The organism is Shinella daejeonensis (assembly GCF_024281235.1).
In the GTDB taxonomy this organism is placed as follows: domain Bacteria; phylum Pseudomonadota; class Alphaproteobacteria; order Rhizobiales; family Rhizobiaceae; genus Shinella; species Shinella daejeonensis.
The window spans coordinates 436,249-456,481 of the sequence record NZ_JAHWXY010000001.1 but is presented as its reverse complement, the minus strand read 5'-3'; the positions used below and the strand labels follow the sequence as shown (position 1 = coordinate 456,481).

Here is a 20,233-nt window from a genome sequence, read left to right as displayed (position 1 = left end):
GCGCGGCTACACTGTCGCGCAATATCGGAAGGAAAACATGTCGCTACGCCTCGCCACGTTCAATATCGAGAACCTGATCACCCGCTTTGATTTCTCCGGTTTCCGCAACCAGCTTCGCCAGGATCGCGTGCTGCGGCTGTTCGATATCCGCAACGAGGCGGAATATCAGCGACTGGAGGAAGCGCGCACCGTCGCCCACACGGACGACACGCGCCAGCAGTCGGCGCTCGCCATCGCCGATGCGGATGCCGATATTCTCTGCTTGCAGGAGGTCGACAACATGGCGGCGTTGCAGGCGTTCGAATACGGCTATCTCTTCCGCATGGTCGGCAACGGCTACCGGCAGCGCTACCTGATCGAAGGCAACGATTCGCGCGGCATCGACGTCTGCGTCCTGGTGCGCGAGGAGACGCGGGACGGGCAGCCGATCGAATGCGTCGACGTGCGCAGCCATGCGACGATCACCTATCGCGACTTCGACCTTTATGTCCCGGAACTCGGGCCGGGGCTGCGTCCCGACGACAAGGTGTTCAAACGCGATTGCCTGGAGCTCGATTTTCGCATCGGTGGCCGGCCGTTCACCCTCTATGTGGTGCATTTCAAGTCGATGGGGCCGGGACGCGAGGGGTTGGACGGGCGCACCTCCACCATGCCCGTGCGGGCCGCGGAAGCGCGCGCCGTGCGGCGGATCATCGAGGACCGCTTCGGGCCGGGGCATACGGCGGGAAAATCCTTCGCCATCTGCGGTGACATGAACGATTATCAGGAGCGGCTGGTGATCGAGGGCGACCGACGCAACGGCTACCGTTTCATCCCGACGCCGGAGCCGGAAAGCGCGCTCGATGTCTTCAGCGCCAATGGTTTTGCGGTCAACCCGATGCTGCGCCGGCCCGCGGATGACCGCTGGACCCTCTATCACAGCCGCGGCCCGCAGGAACGGCATCTCTGCCAGCTCGACTATATCTGGCTGTCGCCCGCCCTTGCCGAGCGGAATGCCCGGCATGTGCCGGAGATCATCCGGGCGGGCCAGCCGTATCGCACGCTCTTCCCGCCGGGGCAGGAGGTCGAGCGCTATCCGCGGATCGGCTGGGATCGCCCGAAGGCCTCCGACCATTGCCCGGTGGTGATGACGCTCGATGTCTGAATGATGCGCGCCGCTTGCGCGAATTTTTCTTGCCGCTTCGAACAGGCTCGGGCAGTTTGACGCCGTCTGTCGAAAATCGGGGAAACCTCTTGGCCCGCAGCTACGCCATCTATGATGTCTTCACCGACGTGCGCCTCGCCGGCAACCCGCTTGCGGTGGTCTTCGATGCGCAGGGGCTGGACGAGCGGACGATGCAGCGGATCGCACGCGAGTTCAACCTGTCGGAGACGGTGTTCGTGCTGCCGCCGGAAAATCCGGCGCATACGGTGCGGCTGCGGATCTTCACGCCCGGTCTGGAACTGCCGTTTGCCGGCCATCCGACGGTGGGCGCGGCGGTGGCGCTGGCGGAGGCCGCAAACGAAAGCGCCGCCCGGCCGCTCGACCTCGTCTGCGTTCTGGAAGAAAACGTCGGCCCCGTGCGTTGCGCGGTGAAGCTCGACCGGCCGGACGCGGCTTTCGCGGAATTCGACGTGCCGCGCCTGTCGGCGCGTATCGCTGCGCAGTTCAACCGCCAGGCCATCGCCGATGCGCTCAGTCTGAAGCCTGCGCAGATCGGCTTCGAGAACCATGCGCCGTCGCTGTGGAGCGCCGGCGTCGCTTTCGTGACGATCCCCGTGCACGATCTGGCGGCGGCGCAATCCATCGAGTTCGATCCGGCGTTCTGGGAGCGTTGCGCCCCTTTCGCGGAAGGGCGGCTGGCGTCGGCCTATGTCTATTGCCGGGGCGGGGTCCATCACAAGGCGCGCTTTCATGCGCGGATGTTCGCGCCGGACATGGGGCTTGGGGAGGATCCCGCCACGGGGTCGGCCGTCGCCGCCCTTTCCGGGGCCATTCATCATTTCGACCGCCTCATCGACGGTCATCACGCCTTCCTGGTCGAGCAGGGCGTGGAGATGGAGCGCCCCTCCTTCATTCATCTGCATCTCGATGTGGCCGGCGGGGCGATCGCCGCGGCGCGGATCGGCGGGCAGGCCGTGCGCATCGCTGCGGGCCAGCTTTATTTGTAACGCCCGTCGTGCCACGGGAAAAAATCGATCGCGTGCAGAATTTTCCGGCAGGCGTATGGACAAGCTTCGTGAACACCGTTATACGCCCCACCAGACCGCTGGAGCGGTCGTGTGGGTGATTAGCTCAGTTGGTAGAGCAGCTGACTCTTAATCAGCGGGTCCACGGTTCGAGCCCGTGATCACCCACCAAATTCAACTTCTTAGCGGTTTTCTACCAACCCGCGTTTTCCAGTGAAGCAGACTTTTACGGTTTCATTTCCTATTCGCGCCTGATGGCCGCAATGGCTTCTTGTCCCGCCCGATAGCGCTGGCCGAGAAGGGATTCGCCAACCTCCGTCTTGGAGAGAGGGGCGAGCAATTCCGATCCTGACACAGCGGCCCATGGCCGTTATGCGATCCTTCCTCCCGGTCGGGAACAAACCGGCCGGAGGGGCATTACCGGGGCGTGACTGGCAGCAGCCGGTTGTGAGAGAGGTCCGGTGAGCGAACGAGGCGTTCCCGGGCCTCGATCCGCCCCCAACCGCATCGACCGGACGGAGGCTTTCGCGCCGGTTGTCGATTCCTTTCGCTTCCCGCGCTGTTCTCCGGCCTGGCGTCAGCGTCGGAACGGCCCTTTGCAACCCGGCTTCTTCTCGCCATAGTGCGGGTCGGAAAAAAAACGGGAGACAGTCCATGAGCGAAGATCTGATCAGCACCCCCGAGGCGGTGGTGGCCTATTGGTGCAAGACGCTGACGCCTGCTGACTGGTTCAATTCGACGCCGGACCTCGACACGCAGATCCGCATGCGTTTCGCCGCCACCCATCTTGCGCTTTCGCGCGAGATCGCGCCGCAATGGCGGGCGAACCCGGAGGCGCGCCTTGCCGCGCTCATCGTTCTCGACCAGTTTCCGCGCAATATGTACCGCGCCTCGCCGCTCGCCTTTTCCTCCGACTGGATCGCGCTTCGCGAAGCGCGGCTTGCGCTGGACGCCGGCGCGGACCGGGAGGTCGATGCCGGGCGGCGGCATTTCTTTTATCTCCCCTTCGAGCATTCGGAAGATATCGCGGATCAGGATTTGTCCGTCCGGCTTTTCGAGGCACTCGGAGACGAGGGATATCTCGACTATGCGGTGCGCCACCGCGACGTCATTGCGAAATACGGTCGCTTTCCGCACCGCAATGCGATCGTGGGACGGGACTCCACGCCGGAGGAGGAAGCCTATCTCGCGACGCCCGGCGCCGGCTTCTGAATGGGACAAGCGCATTTCGTTTCGCTGTAATCCCGGTTAAAACGGGACGAACCGGTGTGCATGCGTCGTTCCGGCTTCGTCCATGGTTCCTTGCAGCGAGGCAGGCTTGTCCGTCATCGTCCGTTCCGTCCTTCTGTTCCTTGCGGCGTCCCTGCTGCTGCTTGCGCCCGTGCGCGCCGAGATGGCTCCGGCCAGGACGCCGTCCGTCGAGGAGGCCGAGGCCGGCTTGCAGAAGGCGGGCGCGCAGCTTGCCGTCATCGCCGACAAGGTGGATCAGCATCGGGAGGACGACGCCCGGCTTGTGGAACTGAAGAACGAGGCGGAGGCGCTGAACCGTTCGCTTCTCGCCATTTCCGTCGCCACGCGGCCGCGACTGGAAGCGATCAAGGCGCGTCAGGCCGAACTTGGCGATCCGCCGGGTGAGGATTCGGCGCCGGAAGCGGCCATCGTCGTGGAGGAGCGCAAGAAGCTTGCGGCCGACCGCAATGCGATCAACGCGCTGACGGGCGAGGCGGAGAACCTGTCGATCGAGGCGACGAAGCTTGCCAACAGCATCACGGAAATCCGCCGTTCGCTGTTCACGGATGCGATCCTGAAACGCACGGAGATTTCCGGCGATATCTTCACGCGGGCCGGCGACGCGCTGGTGACAGAAGTCCGCACGCTTGGCCGGACCGTTGCGGCGTGGGGGAAATTCGTCTGGAAGTTCAAGCGGCTGGCCCTGCTTTCGGCAATCGGATTGTCGCTGCTCGTCGCCTTGGTGCTGCTTGTCGGCAGTTTGCGGATGTTTTCTCCGTATTTCAACCGGGCAAGTGTCACCGAGCGGCCGACCTATATGACGCGGCTTTCCGTCGCCTTCTGGTCGACGATCCTGCCCAGCATGGCGGCGACGGTCTTCGCCGTGACGAGTTATTTCCTTCTCGACGTCTTCAACGTCCTGCGGCCGGATATTGCGCCGCTGGTGGCCATCGCGCTCGCTATCGGCGTGGTGGTCTTCTTCGTGCTGAAGCTGATGAATGCCGTCCTGTGCCCGGGCGACGGAAACTGGCGGCTTGTGCGGCTGTCGGATCGCGGAGCCTTCCGGCTCTGGCTGCTGATTGCCGTGATGGCGGTCGTCAACGGCGCGGACTATGTTCTGGCCGCGATCAGCGAAGCGCTCGGTTCCCCGGTGGTCCTGACGGTGGCGAAGAGCTTCCTCGCATCGATCGTGATCGGCGTGCTGCTTATCGTGACCGCCTTTGTCCGGCCGATCCTGAAAAAGGGCGAGCCGCCCGACGCGCCCGGCCGTCCCTGGCCGCGGCCGATCTTCCTCGCCCTGGTGTTCATCGGCGCGGGTCTCGTCGTTTCGGCTTTGCTCGGCTATGTCGGACTTTCCCGCTTCGTCGCCACGCAGATCGTGGTCACGGGCGCGCTTCTCGTCACGATGTATATCGGCGTGCTTTCCGGCCGCGCCGTGTCGGCTCCCAACGCCTTTGCGGAGACGGCGATGGGCAAGCGCCTGGAGGCGCGCTTCGGGCTCAGCCAGCTGGGGCTCGACCAGATGGGGCTGGCGGCCGGTTTCGGCATCCATATCCTTGTCTTCGCCTGCTTCATACCGTTGATCCTGCTGCAATGGGGCTTCCAGATCGCGGATATCGAGGCGGGAGCCTATCGGCTTTTCACGGAAATCCATATCGGCTCGATCACCATATCGCTGGTCGGCATCTTCGCCGGCCTGATGCTCTTCACGATCGGCTTCCTCCTTACGCGCTGGTTGCAGCGCTGGCTCGACGGCCATGTCCTGGCGCGAAGCCAGGTCGATGCCGGTGTCCGCAATTCCGTTCGCACCGCGATCGGCTATGCGGGCGTGGCGCTGGCGGGATTGATCGGCATTTCGGCGGCCGGCATCAATCTTTCGAGCCTGGCGCTTGTCGCCGGCGCCTTGTCGCTCGGTATCGGTTTCGGCTTGCAGAATATCTTCTCGAACTTCGTCTCGGGGCTTATCCTGCTTGCCGAAAGGCCGTTCAAGGTCGGGGACTGGGTGGTGGCCGGAACGACCGAAGGCTTCGTGCGTCGGATCTCCGTGCGGGCGACGGAGATCGAGACGTTCCAGCGCCAGACCGTGATCGTTCCTAATTCGGTGCTGATCAATGGCCAGGTCGGAAACTGGACCCACCGCAACAAGCTCGGCCGGCTCGAGCTTGCGCTCAGCGTCCATGCCGGAAACGATCCCCTCCGCGTGCGCGATATCCTCTTCGAGGTGGTGCGCGCGCAGCCGGGCCTGCTGCGCAATCCCGAGCCCTCCGTCGTCTTCATGGCCTTTTCGGCGGCGACGCTGGATTTCGAGATCCGCGCCTTCGTCGCCGATATCCTGACGGCGGGTGCGGTCAAGTCGGATCTGCGGGCGGCGATCCTGCTGCGGCTTCGCGAGGATGATATCGCCATCGGCGCGCCGGCAGCGCCGGAAGTGCCGGTCAAGATTTCGCCGGAAGGCGCCGAACTGCTCGGAGAAATCGTCGGCCAGGCGGCAGAGGCCATCCGGAGCAGGCCCGCAAGGCGGCGGGGCAGGGCGTCCTCCGGCGAGGATAACCCCTGAGACGCCGCCAGTACGTATTCACGCCCGGTTCAGGCCGGTCGTATAAAACATGCAGGTCCGCCGAGGAAACGCCGGTTTCGCCTGCGGATGGACAAGAGGGCGGCGCTATGACGCCGGGATGACGAGGATGCGAATGATCACGATGCTGCTGGCGTTGACCGCGACAAGCGCGAGCGCCTGGGCCGCGACGGTCGTCAACAAGGACGACAGCGCCTATGTTCTGGTCGTCACCGAGGGTGGCAGCCGCATGGAAATCGCCGTCGAGGCCGGGATGACGGAGACGATCTGTCCCGCCGGTTGCTTCGTGACGCTTCCCAGCGGCGACCGTATTGCGCTGACGGGCGGCGAGACCATCGAGATCGAGAGCGGAACCGCCTCGGTCAAGTAACGGAACCGCCAGTGTCGCCGGGATTTGCCCCTGTGGCTTAACGCTTTGGCAAAGCGTTGCCGCTACCCCTGAGACGGGGAATATTTCTGATAATAAAGGCAAGTCATGGCGTTTATCGGCATTTCCGGGATGCAGTATTCCGGCGCGTCTCTTTCGCATCACCGCATCCTCCTTGCGGAAGATTCGAATGTCTTCACCTCGATGATTTCGAAGCGGCTCAAGGAACTGTTCGATATCGATGTCGATATCTGCCGCAGTTTCGAGGATCTCGAACTTGCCTATGACAAATCCGTCGAGAAGGTGACGCTGGCGATCTCCAACATCAATCTGCCGGGTGCGGAAAACGGCGAGGCGCTCGGCTATCTCGTCGATCTCAGCATTCCCACCATCGTCTTCACCGGGACCTTCCAGCAGACGACCCGCGACGAGCTTCTGTCACGGGAGATTGTCGACTACATCATCAAGGACAATATCTTCGCGGTGGAACTGCTGGTGGAATCGGTCTGCCGGTTCCTGACCAACCATCAGCACCATGTCCTGATCGTCGACGATAGCGCCACGGCCCGCGCCCTGTTGTCGAGCCGTCTCAAGCGCTACAATTTCCGCGTCAGCACGGCAGACAGCGGCGCATCCGCGCTGGCGCTGCTGAAGGACAATCCGGATATCGGTCTGATGATCACCGACTACCATATGCCGGATATCGACGGTTTCGAGCTGACGCGACGCATTCGCGGCGCGATCGGCTCGCATCGTCTCAGGATCATTGGGGTGTCGTCATCGACCGACCGGCTGCTTTCGGCCCGGTTCCTCAAGGCCGGCGGCAATGATTTCATCATGCGGCCGTTCATCGACGAGGAGTTCTACTGCCGCGTCAACCAGAACCTCGACACGCTGACGCAGATCCGGGCGGCGCAACAGCGTCTGGCCAGCTGAAGGAAAATGGCTGCGGCGGCGGCCCCCGTCGCGTTACCGCGCGGCGGCGGCCGAAAGCGTCAGCTTGCGCTCGGCGCGCTCCTGCTGCGGCGAGCGGTTGTAAAGCTCGCGATAACACTTGGAAAAATGCGACGCGGAGACGAAGCCGCAGGCGACGGCGACCTCGACCACCGGCATGGAGGATTGCACCAGCAGGTGGCGGGCGCGGTCGAGGCGTATCTCCAGATAGTAGCGGGCGGGCGAGCGGCCCATCTCCTGGCGGAACAGGCGCTCGATCTGGCGCCGGGAGAGATCGACGCTGTCGGCTATCTCCAGCAGCGAGAGCGGTTCCGACAGGTGGCTCTCCATCAGTTCGATGATCGACAGGACCTTCGCGTTCTGCACGCCGAGGCGGGCGCGCAGCGGCAGGCGCTGGCGATCGTGCGGGCCGCGCACGCGGTCGGTCAGCGCCTGCTCGCAGACGCTGTTGACGAGGGTTTCACCGAAGTCCTGATCGATCAGGCTCAGCATCATGTCCAGTGAGGCGGTGCCGCCGGCGCAGGTATAGATATTGCCGTCGATTTCGTAGAGATCCGCATAGACGTCGACCTGCGGGAAGGCTTCGGCGAAGCCGGGCAGGTTCTCCCAATGAATGGCGCAGCGCTTTCCGTTCAGCAGTCCGGCCTGCGCCAGCACATGTGCGCCGGTGCACAGGGAGCCGACGGCGATGCCGCGGTTATAGACCTCGCGCAGCCAGGCGTTCACCGACCGGTTGACAAACCCCTCGACATCGACGCCCGAACAGACCAGCACCATCGAAGGGCGATTTTCGCCGGCAAGATATTTGCGTTCGTCGGCAAGCGAGGCGTTGACCTCGATGCCGATGCCGCTGGAGGCGAGCACCTGCTGGCCATCGGTCGACGCGAGCCGCCACGTATAGGCGTCGTAGCCGAGCATGCGATTGGCGATACGCAGCGTCTCGATGGCGGCCGAGAAGGGCAGCATCGAAAAATTGGGCACCAGGAAAAACACCAGGGACCGCTTCTTGACGTTCTGCTTGTTCATCCGACGACATCCATGCTCGAGGCCTGCCACAATGGTCGCTCGCGGTGCGCGGCAAGACTAACATTTTTGCGACATTCGCAAGGATGGATACGACTGCACGGGCTCCCGTTTCATTGAAATGTCAGTAGGTTCAGGCGAAATTGGGGCGGCGTGGCGGTGCTTGCGCATTTGCGACTCCGGCGGACGCGGAAACGCCCCCGCCGGGATGGTGCAAGAGCAATTCCAGGAAAAGCGCGAAATGGCTTTCCGTCCGGACTTGCGTAAAAACAAAGGCTTGGATCGCTTCGCCGTTTTCGCGAAACGACGAACGATCTAGCGGTCGCAGGGGTCGGCGGTGCGAAAGCCGATATCCTTGCGCAGGGCATAGGGCATTCGCTCCATGTCGTTGCGGCGGCGGCGCGCCTTCCGCAGGCAGGCAAGCCGTTCAAAAAGCTGGTTTAACGGGTGGACGGGCCTCCAGCGGGGGAGTTGGCCGTGCGCAATAGGATAGCCGGGAATCGTGGTCATGACGGTCTCCTTCAGAATAGCGACCGGGGCAGATGAACTTTGTCTTGGGGAACCCACCGGGATTACCGGTGTGCTCCGGTTGCCGGCGGGCCGCAGCGCGCCTTTCTCTGGAAGTCGGTCCAGCCGATGTCGTCCTTCATGTGATCCGGCATGGTGGAGAGTTCCGCCAGCGTGCGGCGGGCGAGCCGGCGCTGGCGCCGTTCTTCGGTGATCTCACCCAGAAAATGGCGGATGGCGTAGTAGAAGCCTTTTCCCTCGACGCGAACGGCGAGATCTGTGTCGCCGGAGGATGCTTTATGCGGGCTCATGGCTATTTCCTCTCGTTCGGTTGGCTTGTGACTTGACTATCGCTCTCAGTGGATATTCAATCAAACGAAATGGAATGACGATATGGTTCATATTTTCTGATCCTTGGAGGCGACCATGAGCCTGCTGACGCGCCCGGCCCTGCCATTGCTTGAACTCGATGTGCTCAAGACTTTCGTGGCGATCGCCGAGACCGGCAATTTCACGACGGCGGCCGGGGCGGTGCATCGCACCCCTTCGGCCGTTTCGATGCAGATCAAGAAGCTGGAGGACCAGCTGGGCTGCGTCCTTTTCCGCCGCGACGCGCGATCGGTGACGCTGACCCATCACGGGGAGATGCTGCTGTCCTATGCCCGGCGGCTGCTCGCCCTCAGCAACGAGGCGGTGTCCCGCTTCATGATGCCGGAAATGAGCGGTATCGTGCGGCTCGGAGCGCCGGACGACGTGGGGGAACTGATCCTTCCGGACGTTCTGAAACGCTTTGCGGAGACCTATCCCTCCATTGCGGTCAATGTTTCGATCGGTTCGAGCAGCGATCTGCGGCGGGGCGTGGCCGAGCGGCGGCTGGATCTTGCGGTCTTCAATGCGGCCGACGGCGCCGTGCCGGCCGCCGGTGAAATCCTGATGCGCGAGCAACTGGTCTGGGCCGGGCGCAGATGCGGCACGGCCCATCTGAAAAGGCCGCTGCCGATCTCGATCTGGGAAGAGGGCTGTATCTGGCGCGCGCGCGCGCTGGAAGAACTCAGCCGGTCCAGCCGCGAGTTCCGCATCGCCTATTTTTGCGCCCATCACATGGGCCAGCGAGCCGCCATCCGCGCCGATCTGGCAGTTGCGCCGCTGGCGCGCTTTCTGGTCGGCGAGGATATGGTGGCGCTTGGCGAGAAGGACGGGCTGCCCGATCTCGGCCACTACCAGATCGGGCAGGTGGTGGCGGAACGCGCGGACGCTCCGGCCCTTGCGGTCGCCGATTATATCCGCGCCGCTTTCGCCCGTATCGAACAGCGGCCGATGGAGGCTTTGCCGGTGGCCTGCTGAGGCGGTGCGTGCCTTCCAGGGTGGTTTCGGTTTTCACAGAAGCGGCGGAACCGCTCTATCTTTTTGAGAGAGCCGCATTTCCGGATGCAAAACCGCTCCGCACTTTTGCTGGAAATGCTCTATTCCCGGCTGCGTCGCCGCCGCCGGCCGCCGCCTTCGCCGCCGCCGTCCTCGGCCAGCACCTTGCGCTCCGGCAGGGTGACGACGCGGGTGAGGTTCGGAAAGGCGTCGACCTTGTTCGGCAGGGCCATGGCGTTGACGAAATGCTCCTGGAACTTGGGTTCGAGGGCCGTTTCGATCTTCTCGATGCGGTTGACCTCCTGCTCGATCTCGCGACGGTGGTCGCGATTGAGCAGCGCCATCAGCGCGCCGGTTCCGGATGCGTTTCCGACCGCCTTGACCTCGGCGAGATCGCAATCGGGAATGAGGCCGAGCACCATGGCGTATTTCGGATCGATGAAGGTGCCGAAGGCGCCGGCAAAGCGGATCATGTCGACATGCTCGACGCCCTGTTTCTCCATCAGGAGCTTGATGCCCGCGTAAAGTGCGGACTTTGCAAGCTGGATTGCGCGGATGTCGCCCTGTGTCACCGTGATGCGGGGCTCGCCGTCATGCAGCAGATAGGAGAACGTGCGGCCGTTCTGGAGGACGCGCGGGCTCCTGGCCGCCATCGCGCCGTCGATCACGCCATCCTCCGAGATGAGGCCGGCAAGATACATTTCGGCCACGACCTCGATGATCGCCGAGCCGCAGATGCCGGTGACGCCGACGGTGGCGGCGGCCTCCGCAAAACCCTCCTCGTCGGACCATTTGTCGACGCCGATGATGCGGAACTTCGGTTCCAGCGTTTCGGTGTCGATGCGCACGCGTTCGATTGCGCCGGGGGCGGCGCGCTGGCCGGAGGAGATTTCCGCGCCTTCGAAGGCCGGTCCGGTGGGGGAGGACGCGGCGACGACGCGGTTCCGATTGCCGAGCACAATTTCCGCATTGGTGCCGACATCGACGAGCAGCATCATGCGATCCTGCTTGTAGGGTGCTTCGGCCAGCGTCGCGCCGGCCGCATCCGCTCCGACATGGCCGGCGATGCAGGGCAGAAGATAGAGCCGCGCGCCGCGGTTGACGTCGATTTCAATGTCGTGCGCCCAATATTGCAGCGCGCCGGAGACCGCCAGCGCGAAGGGAGCCTGGCCGAGTTCCGTCGGGTCGATACCGAGAAAGAGATGGTGCATGATCGGGTTGGCGACGAAGACCATGTCCAGAATGTCGTGCCGGTCGACGGCGCCTTCCTCGCAGACCTTGCCGATCAGCCCGTTGACCGCCTCGCGAACGGCTTTCGTCATCGCCTCGCGGCCGTCGGGGTTCATCATGACGTAGGACACGCGGCTCATCAGGTCCTCGCCGAAGCGGATCTGCGGGTTCGATGTCCCGGAGGAGGCGGCGATACGGCCCGACAACAGCGAGACGAGGTGCATGGCGATCGTCGTCGAACCGATGTCGCAGGCAATCCCGTAGGCCTCGTTCTTGAGGCCCGGCCAGAGGCCGATGATGAAGGGCCGGGAGGTATCCGTGTCGCGGTGGATCGCCGCGGTCACGCCCCATTCGCCCTTGCGCAGGATCGACTGCAACGCCGGGATGAGATGGGGGGCGATCAGCAGATCCTTCCAGCCCCAGTCTTTTTCGAGCGCCGCCTTGAGACGGTCGAGATCGCCGAGCGGCTTGTGCATGTCGGGTTCTTCCACCTCGACATAGCAGAGCTGGACGGCGGGGTTGCGCTCGATATGGCGATCCGTCGCCGCCTTGCGCACGACCTGCGCGTTGATCACGGTGTCCTGCGGCACATCGACGACGAGATCGCCGAGGATCAGGGCGGAACAGGACAGGCGGCGGCCATCGGCCAGTCCGCGGATCTTCTCGTAACGCTCCTCCTTCGGACCCTTTTGTGAGATGTGGTTGAGCGAGGAGACGATCTTGTGCTTGGCGAAATTGCCTTCCTGCACCTCGATCTGACAGCGTCCGCAGGTGGCCCGGCCGCCGCAGACGCTCTCGACATAGACGCCGAGCTTTCGCGCCGCGTCCAGAACCGGGGTTCCGATGGGGAAGCGGCCGCGCTTGCCGGAAGGCATGAAGAGGACGAGAGGGTCTTTCGCCGAGGATTCGCTCATGGTGTTCTGGTTCTCTGAGGTGCCGTCGAAACGCATTTTGCTCGCTCTCCCGGGCCGGCCGGCCATTACCGCCAGAGTGGACCGGAAATGGAACGGAGGCTGGTCAATTCCCGACATCGAAAGATCACCTTGCGGGCCGGCGCAAGGTGATCCGTGGTTGCCGGCCCCTCCGGCCTTGCCGGGCGGGCCTCGTGGTAAGGGGAAATGGCGTTTGCGCCTATTCCCCGCGCGCGCCCGCGCCGGTGCGCGCGGCGCGACCGCCACGTCGGCCTGCCGCAGGCGCGGCGGCCGTTGCCGCTCCGCCCGCCTCTGCCGGCTTGTGATCGCGATAGGTCATGATCCAGTTGGTGCAATTGGCGTCCGTGCCGCTCAGCACGTTGGCGGCGCGCACGGCCTCCATCTCCTGGGGCCGGCACGGGTTCATGATGGCCGATGTCATGCCGGCGCCGATCACCATCGGAATGAAGCCGGCATTGATGCCGTGGCGGTGTGGCAGGCCGAAGGAGATGTTGGAAAGGCCGCAGGTCGTGTTGACCTTCAGTTCCTCGCGGAGCCGCCGCAGCAGCGCGAAGACCTGGCGGCCGGCGTCGCCGAGCGCGCCGATCGGCATGACCAGCGGATCCACCACCACGTCCTCCGGCTTGATGCCGTGATCCATGGCGCGTTCGACAATCTTCTTGGCGACCGCGAAGCGCACGTCGGGATCCATGGAGATGCCCGATTCGTCGTTCGAGATGGCGACGACCGGTACGTTGTATTTCTTGATGAGCGGCAGGATGGCTTCAAGCTTCTCCTCCTCGCCGGTGACCGAATTGACCAGCGGGCGGCCCTTGGCGACCTTGAGGCCGGCCTCGATGGCCGCCGTCACCGAACTGTCGATGGCGAGCGGGATGTCGACGAGGCCCTGGACGATCTCCAGCGTCTGCACCAGCAGGCCGGGCTCCGTCTCGTTCGGGTTGACGGAGGTGACGCCGGCGTTGATGTCGAGCATCGTGGCGCCGGCTGCGACCTGTTCGAGCGCGTCCTTCCGCACCGTATCGAAATTGCCCTCGATCATCTCGGCGGCGAGTTTCTTGCGGCCGGTGGGATTGATGCGTTCGCCGATGACGCAGAACGGCTGGTCGAAGCCGATGACGATTTCGCGGGTGGCCGAGGCGACGATGGTGCGGGTCATATAGTTTCCTCTGGGGCAGGGCGCTGGATTTGATCTAGCGTGCGATTTTCACTGTTGCAATGCTGGCGGCGGCCGGAGCGGCAATCCCCTCTCGCGACCCTTCGGGCCACCTGTTGCCCACCGGGAGACGCGGCCGGCGGGCGGATGACGGGAATCTCCGGCATGGATGATCGGCTTTCCGGTCAATGGGGCTGCTGGGCGGCGACTTCGGCCATCTGCTGCTGGTTCTGTTCGACGCCCTCACGGGTCTGCTCGATACGCTCGGCGACGAGCTGGTCGACCGGATTCGGCTCGCGTTTCCAAGGCTGTCGACCCTTCAGGACGCCGGATTCGTGGACGATCTCCGCCACATATTCCTCCTGGCGATAGGCCATGACGTGAACGCCCGCCACGCCCTCGATCTCCTTCACCTCGTTGATGATGTCGATGCAAAGCTGCTTGCCTTCCTTCTTCTGGTCCTCTGCGCCTTCGAGCCGCTTGATGATCGCGTCGGGAATATGAATGCCCGGAACGTTGGAGCGGATCCATTTCGCGGTCTTGGCGGAGGCCATCGGGCCGACGCCGACGAGGATGAAGCATTTCTCGTGGAGGCCGAGGTCGCGCACCTTCTTCATGTATTCCCGGAACATGGGGACGTCGAAGCAATACTGGCTCTGCACGAACTGCGCCCCCGCCTCGATCTTCTTGGCGAGACGGAAGGGGCGGAAGTCGTAGGGCGGCGCGAAGGGATTGATCGCCGCGCCGAGGAAGACCTTCGGCGGCGTGGTCAGCTTGCGGCCGGAGAGGAATTTCGCATTGTCCCGCATGATCCGCACGGTTTCGAGCAGGGACATGCAATCGAGGTCGAAGACGGGCTTGGCGCCCGGCTGGTCGCCGGCCTGCACGCCGTCGCCGGTCAGGCACATGATATTGCACACCCCCATGGCGGCTGCGCCGAGCACGTCGCCCTGGATGGCGATGCGGTTCTTGTCGCGGCAGGCGATCTGCATGATCGGGGCGTAGCCCATGCGGGTCAGAAGCGCGCAGATGCCGACCGACGACATGTGGCAGTTGGCGCCCGAGGCGTCGACGGCGTTGATGCCGTCCACCCAGCCGTCGAAGATCGCCGCGCGCTCGTAGACGTCCTCGGGGTCGGCGCTGTCGGGCGGGTTGAGTTCCGCGGTGACGGCGAATTCGCCGCGCCGCAGCACGCGTTCGAGACGCCCGGGCGAGGAATGGCCGGGCAGGGGATCGAGCGGCAGGTGAGGCCCGAGCGGGTTCTCGTCGAAATGCGCCATGGTTCAGGCGTCCTTTCCGGCGGCCGTTTGCCTCGCCGCGGCGGCTTCCGCCGTCACGCGCAGCCAGGAGGATGTTTCGCGCAGCGACTGGTTCACCGGCTTCTGCACGTTCATGATGGTATTTCCCCTCGCCATGTTCTGCGAGCCCTTCCAGGCCTGGACCCAGACGCAGGGCATGTCGGGCTCCACCTCGCAATTGCCGTTGGCGCGAACGCCGCCGCAGGGGCCGTTGCGAAGCTGCTTGGGACAGTTCATCGGGCAGGACATGCCGGTGGAGGACAGCACGCACTGGCCGCACATGCGACAATCGAAGAGAAAGCCCTTCACATGGCGCTCCACGAAGGTGACGGGCCGCTCCACGCGCTGGTATCCGAAGAGGTTCCAGACCGGGTGCAAAAGCAGGAAGGCCTCTGCAAAGCGGGTGTAGAACCACTCGAAGAAGCGGGAATGGCGCACCGCCCAGAGGCGTACGGTATATTTGCGGCGGGCGCGCCGGTTCGGCGAGACCTCGACCGGCGTGTATGCCCCGGTCGCGGCCTTTCTCGCCGGCGCGGCGTTGCCGGGCTTCGGGTCAGCCATTGTCGCGGCCTCCGGCCTTCACGAGGGCGACGAGGCGCTCGCGGTCGAAGGCGGCTTCCAGTTCGGCCACGGCCTTGTCGGCCTCGGCTTCCAGGTCGTCGGAAACCGGAACCGGATCGGCCTTGCGCCATTCGGCGAGATAGTCGTCCGTCTCGGCCGCGCCGGTGCGCATGGCGCACATGTCGATGGCCTCGGTGAAACGCAGCGACAATTCCCGCTTGGCGTTCTTGCGGCCCTGCTTGATGATGACCTGGGCGGGGATGTCGCGCCAGTAGACGATGATGCGGTCAGCCATGTCGAAAGTTCTCCTCGCGTTGACAATGCTTTGCAGCCGCGGCGCGGGCTTCACTCGCCACGACTGCCCCATGTTCAAAAACGACGCGCGATCCGCTGGCCTTGACGGATCGCCAGATGCCGTCTCTTAACGCCGTTGTGTAATGCGCGCCGGAACGGTCATCCCGCCATTCCTGCCGGAGGCGCTGTTTTCAAAATCTTGGGGAGCCGGGATGCGTCGCCCGTCGTCTCGATGACGATCCGGCCCGATGCGGCTGAAAAACCTTAGCGGGCGCTTAGCAGTTCGGCCGTAAGGTCGCCATAGCCCGTATAGCGATATTCGTAGACGAGGCCGAGGTAGTCGGCCGCTTCGCGCGCCTTGCGTTGCAGGGCTTCATCCTCGACCTGCGAGAGATAGACGAGGCGGGTGTAATTGCCGAAATACATTTCCTTCAGTTCCGGATGGCGGTCGAGCCCCAGCGGCTCGATGACGAAAGAGTGGAACTGGCGGGCGAGGAAATCGGTCAGGAAGAAGGCCGTCACGTCGTCGTCCTTCGCGGCGAAGGCCTCGTTGCCGACAAAGAAGGAGTAACAGTGCGGACCGGCGATGCGCTCGACGCCCTCCCGCTCGCAGAGCCTGTCGAGCAGGCCGCCCGTGCCGCAATCGGCATAGCCGACGAAGATGCGCGAATATCCCTCGGCGCGCGCCTCCGCGATCGCCTGTTCGACGCCGGGGGTGATTTTTTGCGGGTGGGCGTGCCAGATGGCGGGAAGACACTGAAGGTCGATATGGTCGAGGCCATTCGCCTCCCGGATGGCGACGATCTCGCGGGCGATCGCGCCGCAGGCGATGATGCGAACTTTTTCCGCTTTCGCGCGTTGATCGATGGGGATATTTTGCCCGGCCTGCGTTTCAATCTTATCCATGAAGAGGACTCCCGACCATGATCGCGACACAGATTTCCCGTATCGGCATTGTTTTCGCCGCGCTTCTGGCGCTGAGCGCCTGCGGCAACACCATCCGCGGCATGGGTCAGGATACGGCCAATGCCGTCGATGCTACGCAAGATGCCGGAAACCGGGTCTCGCGGGCTGCCGAATAGCAGCATTGCTTCCACACGGCGCAGGGTCGCGCCGTGTGGGATCTTCAAGAACGCTCAGGCGCCGGCAAGCATGTTGTGCTTGCGCTTGATGAATTCCTTCGCCGTCTCCACGGCGACCGCCGCGTCGCGACAATAGGCGTCGGCGCCCACCGCCTTGCCGAATTCCTCGTTGAGCGGCGCACCGCCGACCAGGACGATATAGTCGTCCCGCAGGCCCTTTTCCTTCATCGTGTCGATGACGACCTTCATATAGGGCATGGTGGTGGTGAGCAGCGCGGACATGCCGAGGATGTCGGGCTGTTCACGCTCCAGGGCTTCCAGATAGTTTTCGACCGGATTGTTGATGCCGAGGTCGATCACGTCGAAGCCGGCGCCCTCCATCATCATGCCGACGAGGTTCTTGCCGATGTCGTGGATGTCGCCCTTGACGGTGCCGATGACCATCTTGCCCTGCTTGGGGGCGCCGGTGGCGGCCAGAAGCGGGCGCAGGATGGCCATGCCGGCCTTCATCGCATTGGCCGAAAGCAGCACCTCCGGCACGAAGAGGATGCCGTCGCGGAAATCGATGCCGACGATGCGCATGCCCTCGACGAGCGCCTGCGTCAGCACATCGTAGGGGATCCAGCCCCGTTCGAGCAGGATATTGGTGCCTTCTTCGATTTCTTCCTTCAGGCCGTCGTAAAGGTCGTCATGCATCTGCTGCACGAGCTCTTCGTCGGAGAGATCGGCGAGAATGATTTCATCGTCAGACATGGTTGGTTCCTCGGCTCCATCGGCGCTGCGGCGTTCGGCAGGCGTGTCGTATCATTGATACCCTTCAACCGGCACCGCCCTCCCTTTTGAATGCGACGTCGCCGATGATGAAAGCGACCCGTCGCCACCTTCCCATGCATAACCCGCAAAGCCGTGAATTGACAGTGCAAACATATGGAAGACGGCTACGAGCGCGGCCGTTTCGGGGCTATGCTGGCCTGTATGGACGGTATCCAGCGTGCGCCATCGCTTGGCGCATAAAGACCCGCCCTGTTCCGGCGGCTTGCTAGCATAAGACAGGGTGTCCGAAGACACTGGCGACAATGAGGAAACGCGCATCATGAATGAGGAAATCCGGCAGGTTGAAGGGGAGGGTGGCGGGCGCCGCTCGCGCGAGGGGCGGGGCGCCGCTGCAAGGCGCGCGTCGCGCACCGGCGGCGGTCCGGGGCCGTCCTTGCCCTATATCCAGCGCAAGATCAGGGAGTACGAGGTTCTCGACGACGAGGGTCTTCACCTCATCGAGGCCAATGCCGATCGTATCCTGGAGGAGATCGGCATCGAATTCCGCGAGGATCCCGAGGCGCTTGCCTTGTGGAAGGACGCCGGCGCGGACGTTCGGGGCGAGCGGGTGCATTTCCCCAAGGGGCTTTGTCGGGAACTGCTGAAGACCGCGCCTTCCGATTTCACCTGGCACGCCCGCAACGGCGACCGCAATTGCCATATCGGCGGCAAGGCCACCGTCTTCGCGCCGGTCTATGGCCCGCCCTTCGTGCGCGATCTCGAAGGCAACCGTCGTTATGCGACGATCGAGGACTTCCGCAATTTCGTGAAGCTCGCCTATATGGCGCCGTCCATGCATTCTTCCGGCGGCACGGTCTGCGAGCCGGTGGATGTGCCGGTGAACAAGCGCCATCTGGACATGATCTACAGCCACATCAAATATTCCGACAAGCCGTTCATGGGCTCGGTCACCGCGCCGGAACGCGCCGAGGACACGATCGCCATGGCGAAGCTCGTCTTCGGGGATGACTTCGTCGAGCAGAATACGGTGACGCTGAACCTCATCAACGCCAATTCGCCGATGGTCTTCGACGAGACCATGGTGGGCGCGCTGAAGGTCTACGCCCGTCACAATCAGGCCTGCGTCGTCTCGCCGTTCATCCTGTCGGGCGCGATGAGCCCGGTCACGGTAACCGGCACGCTGACGCAGATCCTTGCCGAGGTTCTCGCCGGAGCCTCCTTCACCCAGCTGATCCGCAAGGGCGCGCCGGTGCTGTTCGGCACCTTCGCCGCCTCGATCTCCATGCAGTCGGGCGCGCCGACCTTCGGCACGCCGGAGCCGTCGCTCGTCTCCTATGGCGCGGCGCAGCTCGCCCGCCGCCTCGGCCTGCCGTTCAGAACCGGCGGATCGCTCTGCGGCTCCAAGGTGCCGGACGCGCAGGCGGCGCACGAGTCGGCCAATACGATCAACATGACGCTGCTTGCGGGCACGAACTTCGTGCTTCATGCGGCGGGATGGCTGGAAGGCGGCCTCGTCTCGTCCTACGAGAAGTTCATGATCGACCAGGACCAGCTCGGCATGATGCAGAAGATGGCGGAGGGCGTGGATCTTTCGGAAAACGCGCAGGCGCTGGACGCCATCCGCGAAGTCGGTCCCGGCAGCCACTATCTCGGCTGCGCCCACACGCAGGCCAATTTCCAGACCGCCTTCTATCGCTCGCCGCTTGCCGACAACAACTCGTTCGAGCAGTGGGAGATCGAAGGCTCGAAGCGTATCGAGGAGCGCGCCAACGCCCTCTGCCGCACCTGGCTGGAAAGCTACGAGGCGCCGCATCTCGACCCGGCGATCGACGAGGCGCTCCTCGACTTCATCGCCAGGCGCAAGGAGTCGATGCCCGACGCCTTCACTTGAAAGGGTCCCGATCGCGCCAGGGAGCAAGGCGGAGCGGCGCGGGTGGCCGACATGATCCAGAAGGAGGTCTGGCGCCCGCATTATGAACTGAAGGGGGATCCGACCCGGTGACGGACGGTCGCCCCGATATCGAGACAGTCCGTGCGGCTCTTGCGCCGCACGGACTTTTTTTGCGTGGCGTCGTGGCTTTCGACGGGGCCGCCGATGCGCCGCGCCTTGCTTGCGGGCGTCCCGCCGCAAGCGTTGCGCTCATCGGCAATATCGGCGGATCGATGTGGCCGGCCTTTCGGCAGTGGCGGCGCGGGCGTGCCGATGACGGCGGGGAAAATCCGCTCGACGACTGGTCGAAGACGGTAATCCGGCCGCTGGCGGCACGGCTCGACGCGACGGCCTGGTTCCCATCCGACCCGCCCTGGCAGCCTTTCCAGCGATGGGCGATGCGGGCGGAAGGGCTGCGCCCGTCACCGCTCGGCATTCTCATCCATCCGGTCTACGGCCTCTGGCACGGCTATCGTGGTGCGCTGGGGTTCGAAGACCGGCTGGAGGCCGCTTCGGAGCCGGCGGGACCGCATCCTTGTGAAGCCTGCGTGGAAAAGCCCTGTCTTTCGACCTGTCCGGCCGGCGCGGTGCGGGCGGGCGGCTTCGATGTCGCGGCCTGCCGCGATCATCTGCGCGGCGTTCGGGGACAGGCGGATTGCATGATCGCCGGCTGTCTTGCCCGCGCCGCCTGTCCGGTCGGTGCGGACTATCGCTATGGCGGTGACCAGTTGCGTTTCCACATGGCGGCGCTGTCGCTTTGATTTTGCCGCGGCTTCCCCCTAAAATCGGCGC

General features: G+C 64.1%; 20 protein-coding genes and 1 tRNA gene. 11 read left to right on the top strand and 10 right to left on the bottom strand.

What is annotated here, in order from left to right; all coding sequences use genetic code 11:
- The first annotated feature begins 37 nt into the window (after positions 1 to 37).
- The 7 genes from KYK29_RS02220 (at position 38) to KYK29_RS02190 (ending at position 7,277) form a co-directional block, all read left to right on the top strand.
- A complete protein-coding gene (locus tag KYK29_RS02220; protein ID WP_254689217.1) occupies positions 38 to 1,144 on the top strand; it encodes an endonuclease/exonuclease/phosphatase family protein in 1,107 nt (368 codons plus the stop codon).
- Positions 1,145 to 1,233: 89 nt separating this feature from the next.
- The gene (locus tag KYK29_RS02215; protein ID WP_254689216.1) at positions 1,234 to 2,151 is read left to right on the top strand and encodes a PhzF family phenazine biosynthesis protein; all 918 of its coding nucleotides are present in this window, start codon (positions 1,234 to 1,236) and stop codon (positions 2,149 to 2,151) included.
- Positions 2,152 to 2,264: 113 nt separating this feature from the next.
- Positions 2,265 to 2,340: transfer RNA gene (locus KYK29_RS02210), tRNA-Lys, on the top strand.
- Positions 2,341 to 2,823: 483 nt separating this feature from the next.
- Positions 2,824 to 3,381 carry a DUF924 family protein gene (locus tag KYK29_RS02205; protein ID WP_254689215.1) on the top strand — a complete coding sequence of 186 codons (558 nt, stop codon included), beginning with the start codon at positions 2,824 to 2,826 and terminating at the stop codon, positions 3,379 to 3,381.
- Positions 3,382 to 3,487: 106 nt separating this feature from the next.
- The gene (locus tag KYK29_RS02200) at positions 3,488 to 5,956 is read left to right on the top strand and encodes a mechanosensitive ion channel family protein (RefSeq protein ID WP_254689214.1); all 2,469 of its coding nucleotides are present in this window, start codon (positions 3,488 to 3,490) and stop codon (positions 5,954 to 5,956) included.
- 127 nt (positions 5,957 to 6,083) lie between these two features.
- The gene (locus KYK29_RS02195; protein WP_254689213.1) at positions 6,084 to 6,344 is read left to right on the top strand and encodes a hypothetical protein; all 261 of its coding nucleotides are present in this window, start codon (positions 6,084 to 6,086) and stop codon (positions 6,342 to 6,344) included.
- A 105-nt stretch (positions 6,345 to 6,449) separates the two neighbouring features.
- A complete protein-coding gene (locus KYK29_RS02190) occupies positions 6,450 to 7,277 on the top strand; it encodes a response regulator (RefSeq protein WP_254689212.1) in 828 nt (275 codons plus the stop codon).
- Between the two features lie 33 nt (positions 7,278 to 7,310).
- On the opposite strand, the gene KYK29_RS02185 is transcribed toward KYK29_RS02190, so the two are convergent.
- The 3 genes from KYK29_RS02185 to KYK29_RS02175 form a co-directional block, all read right to left on the bottom strand.
- Complete coding sequence (locus tag KYK29_RS02185) at positions 7,311 to 8,321, bottom strand: GlxA family transcriptional regulator (RefSeq protein WP_254689211.1); 1,011 nt, start codon at positions 8,319 to 8,321, stop codon at positions 7,311 to 7,313.
- Positions 8,322 to 8,633: 312 nt separating this feature from the next.
- Positions 8,634 to 8,828: a hypothetical protein gene (locus KYK29_RS02180; RefSeq protein WP_254689210.1), complete on the bottom strand. Its 195-nt coding sequence runs from the start codon at positions 8,826 to 8,828 to the stop codon at positions 8,634 to 8,636.
- A gap of 62 nt (positions 8,829 to 8,890) precedes the next feature.
- The gene (locus KYK29_RS02175) at positions 8,891 to 9,136 is read right to left on the bottom strand and encodes a YjiS-like domain-containing protein (RefSeq protein ID WP_254689209.1); all 246 of its coding nucleotides are present in this window, start codon (positions 9,134 to 9,136) and stop codon (positions 8,891 to 8,893) included.
- Between the two features lie 115 nt (positions 9,137 to 9,251).
- Between KYK29_RS02175 and KYK29_RS02170 the strand changes: the two genes are divergently transcribed.
- Positions 9,252 to 10,169, top strand: coding sequence for a LysR family transcriptional regulator (locus tag KYK29_RS02170; protein ID WP_254689208.1), 918 nt, complete (start codon positions 9,252 to 9,254; stop codon positions 10,167 to 10,169).
- Positions 10,170 to 10,288: 119 nt separating this feature from the next.
- On the opposite strand, the gene KYK29_RS02165 is transcribed toward KYK29_RS02170, so the two are convergent.
- The 6 genes from KYK29_RS02165 to KYK29_RS02140 all read right to left on the bottom strand — a co-directional run bounded on the left by KYK29_RS02165 (position 10,289) and on the right by KYK29_RS02140 (position 16,561).
- On the bottom strand, positions 10,289 to 12,367 hold the full coding sequence (locus KYK29_RS02165; RefSeq protein WP_254689207.1) for an ASKHA domain-containing protein: 2,079 nt from the start codon (positions 12,365 to 12,367) through the stop codon (positions 10,289 to 10,291).
- 181 nt (positions 12,368 to 12,548) lie between these two features.
- Positions 12,549 to 13,505, bottom strand: a complete 957-nt coding sequence (locus KYK29_RS02160; RefSeq protein WP_254689206.1) for a methyltetrahydrofolate cobalamin methyltransferase — start codon at positions 13,503 to 13,505, stop codon at positions 12,549 to 12,551.
- Positions 13,506 to 13,687: 182 nt separating this feature from the next.
- The gene (locus tag KYK29_RS02155; protein ID WP_254689205.1) at positions 13,688 to 14,782 is read right to left on the bottom strand and encodes a methylenetetrahydrofolate reductase; all 1,095 of its coding nucleotides are present in this window, start codon (positions 14,780 to 14,782) and stop codon (positions 13,688 to 13,690) included.
- A 3-nt stretch (positions 14,783 to 14,785) separates the two neighbouring features.
- Entirely contained in the window at positions 14,786 to 15,361 is a 576-nt protein-coding gene (locus KYK29_RS02150; RefSeq protein WP_254689204.1) for a methylenetetrahydrofolate reductase C-terminal domain-containing protein, read from the bottom strand.
- Positions 15,354 to 15,656: a virulence factor gene (locus KYK29_RS02145; RefSeq protein WP_254689203.1), complete on the bottom strand. Its 303-nt coding sequence runs from the start codon at positions 15,654 to 15,656 to the stop codon at positions 15,354 to 15,356. Before KYK29_RS02145 ends, KYK29_RS02150 begins: the two co-directional genes overlap by 8 nt.
- 263 nt (positions 15,657 to 15,919) lie before the next feature.
- The gene (locus KYK29_RS02140; protein WP_254689202.1) at positions 15,920 to 16,561 is read right to left on the bottom strand and encodes a DUF1638 domain-containing protein; all 642 of its coding nucleotides are present in this window, start codon (positions 16,559 to 16,561) and stop codon (positions 15,920 to 15,922) included.
- 17 nt (positions 16,562 to 16,578) lie between these two features.
- On the opposite strand from KYK29_RS02140, the gene KYK29_RS02135 reads away from it, so the two are divergent.
- The gene (locus tag KYK29_RS02135; RefSeq protein WP_254689201.1) at positions 16,579 to 16,737 is read left to right on the top strand and encodes an entericidin domain-containing protein; all 159 of its coding nucleotides are present in this window, start codon (positions 16,579 to 16,581) and stop codon (positions 16,735 to 16,737) included.
- A 54-nt stretch (positions 16,738 to 16,791) separates the two neighbouring features.
- Here KYK29_RS02135 and KYK29_RS02130 read toward each other — a convergent pair whose 3' ends face one another.
- The gene (locus tag KYK29_RS02130; RefSeq protein ID WP_254689200.1) at positions 16,792 to 17,490 is read right to left on the bottom strand and encodes a corrinoid protein; all 699 of its coding nucleotides are present in this window, start codon (positions 17,488 to 17,490) and stop codon (positions 16,792 to 16,794) included.
- Positions 17,491 to 17,830: 340 nt separating this feature from the next.
- Between KYK29_RS02130 and KYK29_RS02125 the strand changes: the two genes are divergently transcribed.
- Together KYK29_RS02125 and KYK29_RS02120 are read left to right on the top strand one after the other, a co-directional pair.
- Entirely contained in the window at positions 17,831 to 19,402 is a 1,572-nt protein-coding gene (locus KYK29_RS02125; RefSeq protein ID WP_254689199.1) for a trimethylamine methyltransferase family protein, read from the top strand.
- Positions 19,403 to 19,509: 107 nt separating this feature from the next.
- Positions 19,510 to 20,202: a ferredoxin gene (locus KYK29_RS02120; protein ID WP_254689198.1), complete on the top strand. Its 693-nt coding sequence runs from the start codon at positions 19,510 to 19,512 to the stop codon at positions 20,200 to 20,202.
- Positions 20,203 to 20,233 lie beyond the last annotated feature (31 nt).

Bases quoted from the DNA above. Each gene is read 5' to 3' on its own strand.
- KYK29_RS02220 (WP_254689217.1), top strand. From the start codon at position 38: ATGTCGCTACGCCTCGCCACGTTCAATATCGAGAACCTGATCACCCGC.
- KYK29_RS02205 (WP_254689215.1), top strand. From the start codon at position 2,824: ATGAGCGAAGATCTGATCAGCACCCCCGAGGCGGTGGTGGCCTATTGG.
- KYK29_RS02195 (WP_254689213.1), top strand. From the start codon at position 6,084: ATGCGAATGATCACGATGCTGCTGGCGTTGACCGCGACAAGCGCGAGC.
- KYK29_RS02190 (WP_254689212.1), top strand. From the start codon at position 6,450: ATGGCGTTTATCGGCATTTCCGGGATGCAGTATTCCGGCGCGTCTCTT.
- KYK29_RS02185 (WP_254689211.1), bottom strand. From the start codon at position 8,321: ATGAACAAGCAGAACGTCAAGAAGCGGTCCCTGGTGTTTTTCCTGGTG.
- KYK29_RS02180 (WP_254689210.1), bottom strand. From the start codon at position 8,828: ATGACCACGATTCCCGGCTATCCTATTGCGCACGGCCAACTCCCCCGC.
- KYK29_RS02175 (WP_254689209.1), bottom strand. From the start codon at position 9,136: ATGAGCCCGCATAAAGCATCCTCCGGCGACACAGATCTCGCCGTTCGC.
- KYK29_RS02170 (WP_254689208.1), top strand. From the start codon at position 9,252: ATGAGCCTGCTGACGCGCCCGGCCCTGCCATTGCTTGAACTCGATGTG.
- KYK29_RS02165 (WP_254689207.1), bottom strand. From the start codon at position 12,367: ATGCGTTTCGACGGCACCTCAGAGAACCAGAACACCATGAGCGAATCC.
- KYK29_RS02160 (WP_254689206.1), bottom strand. From the start codon at position 13,505: ATGACCCGCACCATCGTCGCCTCGGCCACCCGCGAAATCGTCATCGGC.
- KYK29_RS02155 (WP_254689205.1), bottom strand. From the start codon at position 14,782: ATGGCGCATTTCGACGAGAACCCGCTCGGGCCTCACCTGCCGCTCGAT.
- KYK29_RS02150 (WP_254689204.1), bottom strand. From the start codon at position 15,361: ATGGCTGACCCGAAGCCCGGCAACGCCGCGCCGGCGAGAAAGGCCGCG.
- KYK29_RS02145 (WP_254689203.1), bottom strand. From the start codon at position 15,656: ATGGCTGACCGCATCATCGTCTACTGGCGCGACATCCCCGCCCAGGTC.
- KYK29_RS02140 (WP_254689202.1), bottom strand. From the start codon at position 16,561: ATGGATAAGATTGAAACGCAGGCCGGGCAAAATATCCCCATCGATCAA.
- KYK29_RS02135 (WP_254689201.1), top strand. From the start codon at position 16,579: ATGATCGCGACACAGATTTCCCGTATCGGCATTGTTTTCGCCGCGCTT.
- KYK29_RS02130 (WP_254689200.1), bottom strand. From the start codon at position 17,490: ATGTCTGACGATGAAATCATTCTCGCCGATCTCTCCGACGAAGAGCTC.
- KYK29_RS02125 (WP_254689199.1), top strand. From the start codon at position 17,831: ATGAATGAGGAAATCCGGCAGGTTGAAGGGGAGGGTGGCGGGCGCCGC.